This is a genomic window from Holzapfeliella saturejae (assembly GCF_037546065.1).
GTDB classification, from domain to species: Bacteria; Bacillota; Bacilli; order Lactobacillales; family Lactobacillaceae; genus Holzapfeliella; species Holzapfeliella saturejae.
In genome coordinates this window covers 696,985-710,679 of the sequence record NZ_JAWMWG010000001.1, presented here as the reverse complement: position 1 = coordinate 710,679, position 13,695 = coordinate 696,985, and the positions used below count along the sequence as shown (strand labels likewise).

Annotated in this window: 12 protein-coding genes, 2 tRNA genes, 1 pseudogene and 1 riboswitch; of the genes and pseudogenes, 3 read left to right on the top strand and 12 right to left on the bottom strand. The window is 35.9% G+C overall.

Features of this window, described 5'->3' with window-relative positions; all coding sequences use genetic code 11:
• The 3 genes from prmC to R4Y45_RS03465 are packed head-to-tail and all read right to left on the bottom strand — an operon-like array spanning position 1 to position 2,505.
• Entirely contained in the window at positions 1 to 846 is an 846-nt protein-coding gene (gene prmC, locus R4Y45_RS03475; protein WP_339969318.1) for a peptide chain release factor N(5)-glutamine methyltransferase, read from the bottom strand.
• Entirely contained in the window at positions 839 to 1,921 is a 1,083-nt protein-coding gene (gene prfA, locus R4Y45_RS03470; protein WP_339969316.1) for a peptide chain release factor 1, read from the bottom strand. The genes prmC and prfA overlap by 8 nt, the downstream gene beginning before the upstream one ends.
• A gap of 14 nt (positions 1,922 to 1,935) precedes the next feature.
• The gene (locus R4Y45_RS03465) at positions 1,936 to 2,505 is read right to left on the bottom strand and encodes a thymidine kinase (RefSeq protein WP_339969314.1); all 570 of its coding nucleotides are present in this window, start codon (positions 2,503 to 2,505) and stop codon (positions 1,936 to 1,938) included.
• Positions 2,506 to 2,652: 147 nt separating this feature from the next.
• Between R4Y45_RS03465 and R4Y45_RS03460 the strand changes: the two genes are divergently transcribed.
• Positions 2,653 to 4,005: a Mur ligase family protein gene (locus R4Y45_RS03460; RefSeq protein WP_339969312.1), complete on the top strand. Its 1,353-nt coding sequence runs from the start codon at positions 2,653 to 2,655 to the stop codon at positions 4,003 to 4,005.
• An 11-nt stretch (positions 4,006 to 4,016) separates the two neighbouring features.
• Here the strand turns inward: R4Y45_RS03460 and R4Y45_RS03455 are convergent, their stop codons facing one another.
• Both R4Y45_RS03455 and R4Y45_RS03450 read right to left on the bottom strand, forming a co-directional pair.
• Positions 4,017 to 5,024 (bottom strand): serine hydrolase domain-containing protein, encoded by a 1,008-nt coding sequence (locus R4Y45_RS03455; protein ID WP_339969310.1) that lies wholly within the window; start codon positions 5,022 to 5,024, stop codon positions 4,017 to 4,019.
• Positions 5,024 to 5,698: a histidine phosphatase family protein gene (locus R4Y45_RS03450; protein ID WP_339970248.1), complete on the bottom strand. Its 675-nt coding sequence runs from the start codon at positions 5,696 to 5,698 to the stop codon at positions 5,024 to 5,026. Before R4Y45_RS03450 ends, R4Y45_RS03455 begins: the two co-directional genes overlap by 1 nt.
• Before the next feature lie 167 nt (positions 5,699 to 5,865).
• Here R4Y45_RS03450 and R4Y45_RS03445 point away from each other — a divergent pair.
• Together R4Y45_RS03445 and R4Y45_RS03440 are read left to right on the top strand one after the other, a co-directional pair.
• Positions 5,866 to 5,937: transfer RNA gene (locus tag R4Y45_RS03445), tRNA-Glu, on the top strand.
• A gap of 7 nt (positions 5,938 to 5,944) precedes the next feature.
• Positions 5,945 to 6,017, top strand: a tRNA-Gln gene (locus R4Y45_RS03440).
• Between the two features lie 33 nt (positions 6,018 to 6,050).
• Here the strand turns inward: R4Y45_RS03440 and R4Y45_RS03435 are convergent.
• The 7 genes and pseudogenes from R4Y45_RS03435 to lysA form a co-directional block, all read right to left on the bottom strand.
• Positions 6,051 to 7,109: an aspartate-semialdehyde dehydrogenase gene (locus R4Y45_RS03435; RefSeq protein ID WP_339969308.1), complete on the bottom strand. Its 1,059-nt coding sequence runs from the start codon at positions 7,107 to 7,109 to the stop codon at positions 6,051 to 6,053.
• 2 nt (positions 7,110 to 7,111) lie between these two features.
• Positions 7,112 to 8,295: pseudogene (locus R4Y45_RS03430) on the bottom strand (aminotransferase class I/II-fold pyridoxal phosphate-dependent enzyme).
• Positions 8,296 to 8,307: 12 nt separating this feature from the next.
• Complete coding sequence (dapB, locus tag R4Y45_RS03425) at positions 8,308 to 9,087, bottom strand: 4-hydroxy-tetrahydrodipicolinate reductase (RefSeq protein WP_339969305.1); 780 nt, start codon at positions 9,085 to 9,087, stop codon at positions 8,308 to 8,310.
• Complete coding sequence (gene dapA / locus R4Y45_RS03420) at positions 9,080 to 9,997, bottom strand: 4-hydroxy-tetrahydrodipicolinate synthase (RefSeq protein WP_339969303.1); 918 nt, start codon at positions 9,995 to 9,997, stop codon at positions 9,080 to 9,082. Before dapA ends, dapB begins: the two co-directional genes overlap by 8 nt.
• Positions 9,998 to 10,016: 19 nt before the next feature.
• Positions 10,017 to 11,162: an N-acetyldiaminopimelate deacetylase gene (locus R4Y45_RS03415; protein WP_339969301.1), complete on the bottom strand. Its 1,146-nt coding sequence runs from the start codon at positions 11,160 to 11,162 to the stop codon at positions 10,017 to 10,019.
• 21 nt (positions 11,163 to 11,183) lie between these two features.
• Entirely contained in the window at positions 11,184 to 11,894 is a 711-nt protein-coding gene (dapD, locus tag R4Y45_RS03410) for a 2,3,4,5-tetrahydropyridine-2,6-dicarboxylate N-acetyltransferase (RefSeq protein ID WP_339969299.1), read from the bottom strand.
• A gap of 24 nt (positions 11,895 to 11,918) precedes the next feature.
• Positions 11,919 to 13,223 carry a diaminopimelate decarboxylase gene (gene lysA, locus R4Y45_RS03405; RefSeq protein WP_339969296.1) on the bottom strand — a complete coding sequence of 435 codons (1,305 nt, stop codon included), beginning with the start codon at positions 13,221 to 13,223 and terminating at the stop codon, positions 11,919 to 11,921.
• Positions 13,224 to 13,321: 98 nt separating this feature from the next.
• Positions 13,322 to 13,497, bottom strand: a riboswitch (Lysine riboswitch).
• Positions 13,498 to 13,695 lie beyond the last annotated feature (198 nt).

Genomic DNA, 13,695 nt, shown 5'->3' with positions numbered 1-13,695 from the left:
CTACGCTTTAACTCCTTTCACCATACGAGGATGACCTGCTAAATCTTCTTTAAATAATATCGTATAGTTCGGTAGGTAGTATTCAAAGAGTTCTTGTAAGTCATCTTTTTGGGTATATCCAAATTCCAAATAAAAAGATCCTTGAGGTTTTAAATAAGCATCAACTTGTTGAGCAAACTGACGATAAAAATCTAAGCCATCTTCTCCTGCAAATAAAGCAATATCAGGTTCATTACTCAATACCGATTCATCCATCACTGCTTTTTCAGTTGTTTTAATGTACGGTGGATTTGACACAATGACATCAAATTGACCGTTAATATTATGGAACAAATCGCTTTCAATTGTTGTGATTTTTTGGTGATAAGCTTCAAAATTCTTTTGGGCGATAGTTAAAGCTGCTTTTGAAATGTCACTTGCGCTAATTTCCCAAGTAGCTGGCAATTGTTCACTTAACACTAAACTAATCGCACCGGACCCTGTTCCAATATCTAACAACTGGCCGAATGCTTTACTCTGGTTATCTTCAACAACTAATGCTACCAATTCCTCAGTTTCATAGCGTGGAATTAAAACATCAGACGTAACCGTTAACTTTTTACCGTAAAAATAACTATACCCCAAAATATATTGTGGCGATTGTCCCCGGGTAAGCTGCTTAATATCTTCGTTAAATTGTTGATATTGTGTGTCTGATAATAAAGTCTCTTGATTTAATTTAAGTTGTGTAGGCGAAAAAGCTAAACGTTCACCTAATAAAAAAGCAATGTCTTCTGGATAGCTCCCAGCTTCTATTACTTGAGGAGTTGCCCAGTCAATTGCTTCTTTTATTGTCGGATTAGTCATTTTGTAACTGCTCCAATTTTTCTGTTTGGTCATACACGATTAACGCATCAATGATTTCGCCTAAATCGCCATTCATGACACGATCAAGTTTATTTAAAGATAAACCAATACGGTGATCAGTTACACGGTTTTGAGGGAAGTTATAGGTTCTAATACGTTCAGAACGATCTCCTGTCCCAACAGCTGACTTTCTTTCAGCATCGTAAGCTTCTTGGTTTTGACTTTCGTAAAAATCATAGATACGAGCTTTTAAGATTTTCATCGCTTTTTCTCTATTTTGTTGTTGTGAACGTTGGTCTTGCATAGCCACAACGATACCTGTAGGCAAGTGAGTCAAACGAACCGCAGATGATGTTTTGTTAATGTGCTGCCCACCGGCACCACTGGCACGATAAACATCGGTACGAATATCTTTTGGATCAACATCAATTTCAACTTCATCATATTCTGGCATAACCGCAACTGTTGAGGTTGAAGTATGAACACGTCCTTGAGATTCAGTTGAAGGAACACGTTGAACACGGTGAGCACCATTTTCGTATTTTAGTTTTGAAAAGACATTTTCACCGTTAATCATGAAGGCAACTTGTTTGTAGCCACCAACCTCAGTTTCAACTTCATCAATCAGTTCAATTGTCCATCTTTGACTTTCCGCATATTTTTGGTACATGTGGAATAAATCTTTAGCAAATAAAGAGGCTTCATCCCCACCAGCTGCCCCTCTAATTTCCATAATAATGTTTTTATCATCATTAGGATCTTTAGGTAGCATTAAAATAGTTAATTTTTCTTCGAGTTCTTGCTTTTCACTTGAGAGGTCACTTAATTCAGCCTTAGCTAATTCAGTAATTTCAGCATCACTATCATCTCTAATTAACTCTTCATTATCTTTGATTGCTTGTGTTACTTCTTGGTAGCGTTTGAACTTAGCAACAATCTCACGAAGACTAGCTTCCTCTTTGGTAATTTCCATGTAACGTTTGGTATCATTAATAACTTCTGGGTCAGACATCATTTCTTGCAATTCTTCATAACGACTGACAAAAACCATAATTTGTTCAATTATTTTATCCATACATAATTCCTTTCTTAAATCGGCATATTTTGATAGTGAACACGACATACTGGATAGTATGATTCGTTTCCACCTATTTTAATTTGTTGCCCTTCATAAACGGGTTTACCATCTTCAACACGCACAACCATCGTTGCTTTTTTGCGACAGAACCAACAAATTGTTTTCATCTCTTCAATTTTATCAGCATATAGCAGTAAATAATAGCTCCCAGTGAATAACTCATTTTGAAAATCATTCTTCAATCCAAAAGCCATAACCGGAATGCCTAAATCATCTACTATTTTAGCACATTGTAAAATATGATCTTTACCTAAGAATTGTGCTTCATCAATCAACACACAAGCAGCATCAGGATTGGTTGATTTAACTTTTTCAAAAATATCCATCTTATCATCAATGGCGATAGCCGGACGGCTAATCCCAATACGTGAAGAAATTACACCCACTCCTGCACGATTATCAACTGCACTTGTCAATAAAATGACAGACTTATTTTGCTCTTCATAATTATGTGCAACTTTTAAAATTTCAATTGTTTTTCCACTGTTCATTGACCCATATTTAAAAAATAACTGCGCCACATTATCACCCTACTTTGTACTTTTTCACAATTTAACAGTATAACGGAATTTTAGTAAAAAATCATAAAAAATTGTAATGTCATATCCACCTACATTAAGATTATGGTATATTTAAACTTAACGTACGTGCAAAAAGGGAGACTGATTATGAGCTTAAGATCACAATTTGCAGTAACTAGTGGAAGATTAAGTTACTGGTTTTTAAATAACTTTAGAAATGGTGGGACATCCCTTCCAGGAAAAATCGCATACAAACTAGACCCTACGGTTCTAAAAAGCCTAGCCAAAAATTATCAAACAATTATTGTAACCGGAACAAATGGTAAAACCATGACAACCGCTCTAATTGTAAAAACTTTTGAACAACAATTTGATAATGTCTTAACCAACCAATCTGGATCAAATATGATTCAAGGTATCACAAGTTCATTTTTATCCTATAAATCAAAAAAATCAAAGCAAAAACCTATTGCAATTTTAGAAGTTGATGAAGCCAATGTAGCTGAAGTCACTCGCTGGACGAACCCAAAAGCTTTTGTCTTAACTAATATTTTTCGAGATCAAATGGATCGTTACGGCGAAATTTATACCACTTACGACAAAATTCTTGAAGGAATCCGTCTAGCACCAGAAGCGACAGTTATTGCCAATGGTGATGCTAGCATTTTTAATTCAAAACCACTACCTAATAAATTTGTTTATTACGGTGTAAACTCTGACAAACAACAACCACCAACTAAAGCACCCGTTAATACAGACGGTGTTTTATGTCCAAAATGTCAGCATATTCTCTTGTATCACTCTATGACTTATGCCAACTTAGGCGATTACTTCTGCCCTAATTGTGACTTCAAAAAGCCAGAGTTAAGCTACAAGGTTACAGAAATTAGCGATTTAACAACACAAAGTTCAGACTTCAAAATTGAACAAACACCTTTCCACCTTAATATTGGTGGACAATATAATATTTACAACGCCCTAGCAGCCTTTGCAACAGCTCGAGAATTTGGTATTACAGAATCTGATATCAAAACCGCTTTTGACCTGAACAAACGTGTCTTTGGACGCCAAGAGATGATTCATATCAATGACAAAGTGGCCAACTTAATTCTAGTAAAGAATCCAGTTGGTTTAAATGAAATTATTGAATTAATTCAACGTGAAAAAGATCCCTTTACATTGGTCACCATCCTAAATGCTAATTACGCGGATGGGATTGATACTAGTTGGATTTGGGATGGGGATTATGAAAAGTTTGCTTCTCAAAATATCAAACAAGTTCTTGTGAGTGGACACCGTCATCAAGACATGGCTTTTAGACTTAAAATTGCAAACCTTCCACTTGATAAAACAACGGTTGTTCCTGAACTAGCCAACTTACTTCAAGCGTTAGAAAACGCACCAACTAAAAAAATATATATTTTATCAACATATACTGGTGTTCTTGAATTCCGTAAACACCTCGCTGATAAAGGCATTATAAAAGCAGGACTTAATTAAGTCCTGCTTTTTTATGTGTTTTCTTTCAAAAAAGTCTCAATAATCAACTCTCTTGCAGTTAAAAAGGCCTGGTTATTCGACGAAGGATGGACACGGTTAGTTAAAACCACTAATCCTGTTTGTTTTCGCCGGTCAATTATCATGAAAGTCCCCGTAAATCCTGTATGATAAAGCAATGGATAATGATGGATGGGGTCAAATAATAAATCCCACCCATAAGTTCTTGATTTAACGTGTTTAGGTGTTTTATTACCAAATAATAGATTGATGGTTTCATTATCTAACACATTATTTTTTTTAACACCACTTAAATACTTAACAAATTTGGTTAAATCATAAAGAGGTGCAAATAACCCGCTTGACCCACACCTTTCTTGTAAAGTTCGGGCTTTAGGGTCATGAACAATCCCCTGCAGTAATCCTTCTCCTGGAATATAATTTGTAGGGACAGTCTTTTCTTTTTCAGGATGAAAAGTCGTATAGTTAAGTTGTAGTGGTTTGACTGCTTCAGCCATTATAAGGTCTTGAATTGGTTGGTTATAAATTTTTTCCGCTATCAAGCCTAATAAGATAAAGTTAGTATCTGAATAAACTGCTTTTTGCTCGAATTCATTTGTTATGGGCAAGTTCAAGATAGCTTCTATTAATTCAGTCTTTGATAGTTGATCTCGATTTGGAATATAACCTTTGATACCCGAGGTATGGGTTAACAAGTGTTGAATTCTAACAGGTGCTCCTTTAAAACTATCCAAAAAATCGCCGATAGGCTCTGTAAAATTCAATCGTCCTTCTTGGTATAATTTTAAAAACACAGTGGTCGTGCCCACAACCTTGGTTAAGGAGGCAATATCATATTGCATTAGCGGAGTTAGCTGTTTTTTCTTAGGAATCCATTGTGAATAACCCAGTGTCCCTGCTGTCACCTGCTTTTGGTTAATAATGGCAAAATTAAGTCCGGGGACAATTTTATCATGATAGAGTTTTTCTAACTGGACCTGTGTATTATAAAACTTCTCCATTAGTCTACCTTTAAGTCTTTAGCATCTGAAGCATTGGCAGTCTTAACTGTCCAATTACCATCTTGATAATCTAAAACTGAAACTGAGCCATTTTTTAAGAAGCCTTTGGGTAAAGCATTGGAATCAACTAAGTAAATTAACATACTCAAGACTAATGCATGAGCTACGATTAAGACATTGCCTTCGTGATCTGTCATTTCTGAAATGATTATTCTCATTTGTTCGATAACACGTTCTTTTAATAATTCGAAATTTTCAGCTTGTTTAGTCTGATCTAAATCGTACAGATTATTGAGTAAAGCTACCAAAAAGTCAGGATCTTGATGCATCCGATAAGTTTGACGAAGACCATGTTGTCTAATGACTGTCCAATAAGCTTTAATAGCCGAAGATCCTTCTAGATTTCCAAAATAAAACTCTCGTAATCCTGATCGATAAGTGAACTCAAATTTTTGCTGGTTATATCTTCTGATAATCTCACCTGTTTGTTTTACCCGACCGCTATCACTACTGTAGGCTTTCAAAAAAGGAATATCAGCCACCAATTCTCCTGCCTTAGCAGCTTGTTTTTTCCCTTTATCAGTTAACGAAGAATCCATAACACCTTGTAATTTTCGTTCAGCATTCAATTGCGTTTGACCATGTCTAATTAAGTAAAAAGTCAAATGCGTCATTTTTTTCACCGCTCTTTCACGTCGCTATCTTATATATTCAGCCTAAACATCCTATATCTAAAATGCAATCATTATTTGTAATATTAATCGTCTTTTATAAAAAATAGAACCATTCACTTGATTTTATGAAACTATAGGAATAGAATAGGCACTGTTGAAAGAGCTATTGCCCGTTGGTCAAATGGTTAAGACGCCACTTTCTCAAAGTGGAATCATGGGTTCAATTCCCATACGGGTGATTATTACTGGGATATAGCCAAATTGGTAAGGCACTGGACTCTGAATCCATAATCTGAAGGTTCGAACCCTTCTATCCCAATCAAAAAAACACCGACATCTTGTCGGTGTTTTTTTATTTAACTAATTGTCTTTTAACCAATTCTTCTGCAATTTGAACTGTATTCCATGCAGCACCTTTTAGTAAATTATCAGAAACAATCCACATATTAAAAGCACCTGGATTTTCTTTGTCGGGTCTAATACGACCAACAAAAGTTTCACGTTTGCCCTCTGCAGTTAAAGGTTGAGGATAAAGTTGTTCTGCTGGATTATCTTCAACGATAACACCAGGACTGTGACTAAGTAGTTCTTTAATATCATCTACTGTAACATCTTGGTTTTCCGTTTCAAAATAAACCGATTCACCGTGTCCAATCACCACTGGAACACGGACACAAGTTGCCGTTACTTTTAGTTCAGTATCATTCATATCATTTTTCATGATTTTTTTAGTTTCATGAATCATCTTCCATTCTTCATGAGAATAACCATCTTCTTCAAACACATCAATTTGTGGTAGTAAGTTAAAACCTAATGGAAAATGTTTTTTATCAGACTTAACGGGCATAATATCCGCTGACATTTCTTCACCATTAACGTAAGCCTTAACTTGTTCAATTAATTCATCAATCGCAGCTTGTCCTGATCCTGAGGCAGCTTGGTAAGTTGAGGTGATAATTTGTTTTAGTCCATATTTTCTTCTAATTGGTTCTAAAGCAACCATCATTTGAATAGTTGAACAGTTAGGATTAGCGATGATTCCATGGTGATTTTTAAGTTGATCAGCATTTACTTCTGGTACAACTAATGGGACATTTTCATCCATTCTAAAGGCACTTGTATTATCAACACATACTGCACCGCGTTTAACAGCTTCAGGTAATAATTCTTTAGAAACAGCACCACCTGCGGAAGCCAGTACAATATCAATTCCTTCAAAAGCTTCCGGTGTTGCTTCTTCAATTTCAACAGTTTGACCATTAAAAGTCACAGTTTTTCCTGCTGATCGTTTTGAAGCTAGTGGTTTCAATGAAGCTACATTAATGTTGCTATTTTCTAATTGTTCAATAATTCTTGTCCCAACGGCTCCTGTAGCACCTAAAATTGCGACATGATATCCCTGTTCACTCATCGTTAATTAATCCCCTTTGATTTTAAAAATTCTGCAATATTTTTAACGGCTTGTTTCAAATCTGTTAAAGAAGCCGCATACGATAGACGAAGGTAACCTTGTCCACCTTCACCAAACACATAACCTGGCATGGTCCCCACTTTAGCTTCATAAGCTAAGTCTAATCCAAACTGTTTATCATCATTCTGATAGTTATCTGGTACTTTTCAAACATGTAAAAAGCTCCTTGTGGATTAGTGACTTCAAATCCTAAATCCACTAGTGATTGGTAAAGAAAATCCCGTCTTTCTTGATAAGCTTGCTTCATCTTTTTAGGTTCTGCTAACCCATTTTCTAAAGCTTCAAGTGCTGCATATTGTGCTGGATTAGACGTTGATGTCACCATTAGACCATGTATTTTGGTTAATAATTTCATGAATTCTTGTGGTCCCGCAACGTAACCAATTCGATAACCTGTCATAGCATGCGATTTTGAAACACCATTAATCAAAACGGTTCTTTCAGGCAATAGTTCTGCAATTGATAGATGCGGTGTGGTATAAGTCAATTCATTGTAAATCTCATCTGAAATAACAAATAAATCATACTTTTCAATGATTTTGGCTAGTGCCTGTAATTCAGCTTTATTATAAGTAACACCTGTTGGATTTCCTGGATAATTCAACAAAATAGCTTTAACGCTATCATCAGATTTCACAACGGATTCCAGTAACTCTGGCGTTAGTTTAAAACCGTACTTTGAAGTATCAACCATTACACATTCTGCTTGAGCTAATTCAGTAACCGGAAAATATAGCGGAAAAGTAGGTGTTGGAATAACCAGTTTATCCCCTTTATTTAACATTGTCGTAATTGTTGCAAATATCGCTTCAGTTGCTCCCACAGTGACTACGATTTCTGATTCTGGATTGTAGGTTAAATGGTATTGTTTTAAGTAATTAGCAATAGCTTTTCTTAAAGGTAAAATACCTGGTGTAGCTGAATAATGGGATTGGTTATTTTCAATACTAGTAATAGCAGCTTGCTTAACACCTTGAGGAACATCAAAATCAGGTTCACCAATCGTTAATTTGATTAATCCTTCAATAGTTGATATCTGCTGATTAAATTGACCAATAGCAGGAGGAGCAATCTGTTCTAAGTGGTGGTTCAATTGACTAGTTAAACTAGTACTTAAGTGTGGCATTGTGCTTTCCTCCTATAAAATGTTTTCTAATCCAACAGTTAACTCGGTCAAATTCATGACTTCTTTAACAGCTAATCTGACACCAGTCATAAAGGATTGACGATCAAACGAATCTTGACGAATAGTCAATGCTTCACCTGGTGCTCCAAATAAAACTTGTTCATGAGCAACATATCCCGGCAATCTAACAGAATGAATTTTCATTCCTTCATAATCCCCGCCACGAGAACCTGGCAGCGTTTCTTTTTCTTGCTCAGCACCTTGTGTATGAGGCTGACGAACTTGACTAATCATTTCTGCCGTTTTAATTGCTGTTCCTGATGGTGCATCTTTCTTATTAGGATGATGCATTTCAATAATTTCGGCATCTGGAAAATATGCTGCAGCTTCTCTTGCAAATTTCATTAATAAGACTGCTGACATCCCAAAGTTAGGTGCAATTAAACCGCCCAATCCATTTGTTTGAATCAATTCATTTAGCTTAGTGATTTGTTCGGCGGTTAGTCCTGTTGTTCCAACAACTGGTCGCATCCCTTGCTCGATAGCATACGCAACATTTTGATAAACAAAATCAGGTAACGTAAAATCAATCCAAACATCTGCTTCACAATCAATTGCTTGTAACTCTCCATAAACACTAGTGGTTTCAGGTAAATCATAATCAGCAGCCGATTTTCCCTTTGCACTTGGGGCAAAAACACCTACTAATTCAAAATCAGAAGTATTTTGCACCATCTTAACTGTGTTTTGACCCATTTCTCCGGTAAATCCAGCAACAACTACTTTAATCAATGACGGTCATCTCCTTTGGTAATTCTTTTGTTAAGCCATCTTTTGTAAATCCTAGTTTCAAAGCTAATGTTTCTTTTTCATCATTAGTCAATGCTACCATTGGTAAACGACAGCCTCCAACATTAAATCCTTGTTGATTCAAAATTGCTTTTACAGGTGTGGGTGATGGATACATAAAGCAGGCTTGCATTTTAGGTAATAACCGACGTTGAATTGTCCCAGCTAGTTCTACATCACCAGCTTCTAAAGCATGATACATCGCAGACATATCACTACCATAGATATGAGAAGCAACAGATATCACACCCTGGGCACCTAAAACTTTAGCAGATAGTGCTTGATTGTCTTCGCCCGTATACACTAAAAACTGTGGCAAAGTCTCAACTAACTCTGCTAAATCTTCTAGTGGTCCACATTGTTTAATCCCCATAATGTTAGAATGTTGAGCTAATTCAATAACGGCTTCATTTTCTAAATAAACGCCAGTGCGACCAGGAATATTATAGATAATAATCGGAAGTGTAGTTTGGTTAGCTATTGTTTCAAAGTGTGCTTTAATACCTCTTTGACTTGGTTTGGTGTAGTAAGGAACAACAACTAGTGCTCCGTCAATCCCATCAATTTTTTCAACTTCTTGAGTAAACGCTAATGTTTCCCGGGTATTATTACTACCAGTTCCTGCAATAATAGGAACACGACCAGCTACAATCTCAGAAAATTTTTGATAAAGTTCAATTTTTTCATCGTGTGTCAGAGTCGCTGTTTCACCTGTCGTTCCTCCTATTACAAACCCTTCTGAACCATTTTTTAATAAATGTTCAGTTAATTCAGCTAAAGCAACAAAATCAATCGCTTCGTTTTGATCAAAAGGTGTCACAATAGCAGTCAAAATTGTAGCATCTGTTAACATTATTCTTTTCCTCCTCTTATTATCTAGACATTCGCCAGTTTAAAAACGCAACAATTGTTTCTGGGGCTGTCTTTAATGCTTCCTCACTAGGTGAAAAATACTCTGAATGTAATGGATGAGTATCTTCAACCCCTAGCCAAAACATCGTACCTGGAATTTTTGATAGTAAGTAACCAAAGTCTTCGCCAGTCATTGCCGGCGTTGTTTCAACAAAATTAACATCTTGATGAGTCGACATGAATTCGATAAACTGTGCCGTTAATTTGTCATCATTTTCAACTGGTAGATAACCACCTTGATTCAAGGTTACCTGAACATCTGCATTGAAGCTTTTGGCGGTAAATTCACAAATCGTTTTAATTCGTTCATTGATGGCTTCAATCATTGTTTGTGTCAGTCCGCGAACTGTCCCTTGAATCACAGCTTTATCCGCAATAACATTACGAATCGTTCCAGATTGAATTTTACCTAGTGTTAAAACGCCACTTTCAAGTGGGTTAATATTTCGTGAAACAATCGTTTGTAATTGTGTAATCAAATAGGCACTTGCCACAACCATATCATTGGCTGTATGAGGAAAAGCCGCATGTCCGCCTTTTCCTTTAAGTTCGATATCTACTTCGGTTGTCCCTGCAAACAGTGTCCCTTGACAACAACCAATTGCACCAGCTTTTAAATCTGGATTATCATGCAACCCATAAAATTCGTCTGGTCGCCATTGGCCCTCAAAAGCTCCTAACTCATAAGCGATTTTGCCACCGTTTTCACTTTCTTCTGCTGGTTGAAAAAAGAAAATCAAGTTATCTGTGGGTTGATTATCAGCATAATAACTTAAAATACTTAAGGCAACTGTTAAATGAATATCATGACCACAGGCATGCATTTTCCCTGCATTTTTAGAAGCAAATTCAAGCCCTGTTTGTTCTACTACTGGAAGGGCATCCATATCTGCTCGATAACCAATTGTTCGCTTGGGATTTGATCCTTCAACACGAACAAGCAATGCTGTTGGTAACGCATCTAGGTGCTTGAAACTTAAATATTGTTGGTTAAATCCTGCAATAATTTTTTGGATACGTTGTTTGGTTTCTACCTCTTCCAAAGCGAGTTCTGGATGCTGATGAAATTCTCTTCTAATAGCAACTCTTTGTGGTTGTGATAACATTTAACTTCCTCCTCAAGTTTCTTACATTTTTCTTAGGGCTTCTTCTAATCCTGTTTTTGATTTTGTTTGATCATCAATTTTTTTCAAGACTCTAGCAGGTACCCCACCTACTACGGTATAAGGTTCAACATCTTTGGTAACAATTGCACCAGCCGCTACAACTGCACCTTTTCCAACACGAACACCTTCAATCACAACAGCATTAGCACCAATTACGACATCATCTTCTACAATAACAGGTGTTGCAGAAGCTGGTTCAATTACGCCAGCTAGAACTGTTCCTGCACCAATATGGGCATTTTTACCAACAGTTGCACGTCCGCCTAAAATAACGCCCATATCAATCATTGTACCTTCGCCAATTTCAGCTCCAATATTAATTAAAGCTCCCATCATGATAACCGCGTTATCGCCAATGTACACTTGATCACGAATAATTGCACCAGGTTCAATACGGGCATTAACTGTTTTCATATCTAGTAGCGGAACCGCTGAATTTCTCATGTGGTTTTCTAACTCATATTCTGTAATAACATCTTGATTATCAGTTAACACTGGTTCAATATCTGCCCAGTTACCAAATAATGTCCCTGTTTTTGTTTCTACGAACGCTTTAATCGTTTCTGGGAACTCAATTTGATCAAGTTGACCTTTGATATAAACCTTCACTGGGGTTTGTTTTTCAGCGTTTCCAATAAAATTAATGATTTCTTGTGCACTTTTTCTTTCCATTATATAGTCTCCTTTTTTACACTTTTAATATAATTGACTTTCTAATTCGATTAAATCTTGATAAGTTTGTCTTTTGATAGCCAGTTTATCTTGTCCATTTTCAACAAAAACAACAGCTGGTTTTAAATTACGATTATAATTTGATGCCATTGAATAACCATAAGCTCCGGTATTAAGCATCGCTATAATATCGCCAGATTGTGTTTTAGGGAGAGCTGCTTGTTGAATCAAAATATCACCTGACTCGCAGTATTTACCAGCGATACGAACTGTTTCAACGGGTTCTTGATTCATTTTGTTAGCAACAACCGCTTCATATTCTGCTTGATAAAGAGCAGGTCTAATATTATCTCCCATCCCGCCGTCAACACTGACATAGGCATTTTTTCCTGGTACTTCTTTTCTTGAACCGACTGTATAGAGGTTGTATCCCGCAGGTCCGACAATTGAACGACCAGGTTCAATCCAAATAGCAGGCATCTGCAATCCATATTCGGTAGTCTTTTCTTTTATTTTTTTAATAATAGCATCCACAAAAACTTCGGGAGCCAGTGGTTTATCTTCATTGGTGTAAGCAATTCCAAATCCACCACCAACATTGATAACTTCGGGTTGATAGTCATATTTTTGGTGCCAATCATGAGCTAAATCAACCAATTTTTCAGCAGCCATTTCAAACCCGTTAACTTCAAATATTTGTGATCCAATATGTGAATGGAAGCCTTTCATTATTAAATTTGGATTAGCTAAAACAATTTTTAATGCTTTTTCTGCTTGACCAGAATTTAAATCAAATCCAAATTTACTATCTTCTTGACCTGTTTGAATGTAATCATGCGTATGTGCTGATATTCCAGGTGTAATTCTCATCATCACATTAACTTGTTGATGTGTATCAGCTAGATAATTTGCTAGTAAATCAATTTCATCAAAATTATCTAAAACAATAACACCAACACCAGCTTCAACAGCCATTTCAATTTCAGCTAAAGATTTATTATTACCATGAAAACTCACTTTTGATAAATCAAATCCCGCTTGTTGTGCTGTAAAGAGTTCGCCACCTGAGACTACATCAAGATGCAAATTCTCTTTTTGCATTAACTGATATAACCCTAAACAAGAAAAAGCTTTACTAGCATAACTGATTTCATAATCAACATCATTTTGTTCAAAAACGGTTTTGAATCCGGAAATCTGCTGTTTAATTTTAGAAACATCGTAAACAACTAAGGGTGTTTGATATTTCTGCACTAATTCAACAGTATCTAATCCGCCAATTTCTAAATGATATCGATCATTAGTCACTAAATTAAAATTATGTTCCATAACGAAAATTCCTCCAAAGACTATATAAAAAAGGGTTTTTTTGCTATCTAAGTAACAAAAGAACCCTTTGAAAGTTTCACATTCATCATGATTGTTCGTTTGTCGATAGCTCTCCGCAATTACTGCGACAGTCCATGACTTATTCAATCATGTCCCAGCCAACACTTAGCTGTTTAAGTGCCAACTTCGGCAACTTCCCCTTTCAAAATAACGTCATGGTCTTAACAGCAGACTAGTTATTTTTATTGATGTCAGTTGCGACCTCTTCGATGTGATTAAAATATTATAATAAAGTCTGACAAAAGTCAAACCCTTAGTCTAATTATTTTTTCAAAAGTTTTTTATTTTTATTTATTTCCATATATTGACCACTAAAACGACACTTATCAATCGGTTTTGGGTATTGAATTTTAAAATAAGCATGTTAAATTTAATTTACTTATCATTTGAAAACAAATTTAAAGGGGAATGA